Origin of the sequence: Burkholderia sp. LMU1-1-1.1 (assembly GCF_040675865.1) — a bacterium.
Classification (GTDB): Bacteria; Pseudomonadota; Gammaproteobacteria; order Burkholderiales; family Burkholderiaceae_D; genus Rugamonas.
This window is the reverse complement of the sequence record NZ_JBEGHG010000079.1, coordinates 1-233: the sequence shown is the minus strand read 5'-3', so window position 1 is coordinate 233 and position 233 is coordinate 1. Positions and strand designations below refer to the sequence as shown.

Genomic DNA, 233 nt, shown 5'->3' with positions numbered 1-233 from the left:
TAAGCTAACTGATACTAATTGCCCGTACGGCTTGTCCCTATAACCTTAGCAGGTTATGGTGAATGAGAAGTATGTTGTGCGAACGTTGATACAACTTCATTACCCAATTACTTACTACTTCCAGATTCTGAGCAACGTTCACAAGAACGCGGCTCGTACAAGTCAATGCCTGATGACCATAGCAAGTTGGTCCCACCCCTTCCCATCCCGAACAGGACCGTGAAACAACTCTG

1 rRNA gene is annotated in these 233 nt (G+C 45.9%); it reads left to right on the top strand.

The features are described 5' to 3' along the window. Positions 1–168: 168 nt before the first annotated feature. Positions 169–233 (top strand): 5S ribosomal RNA (gene rrf, locus MRBLMU1_RS32765); the annotation flags it as partial.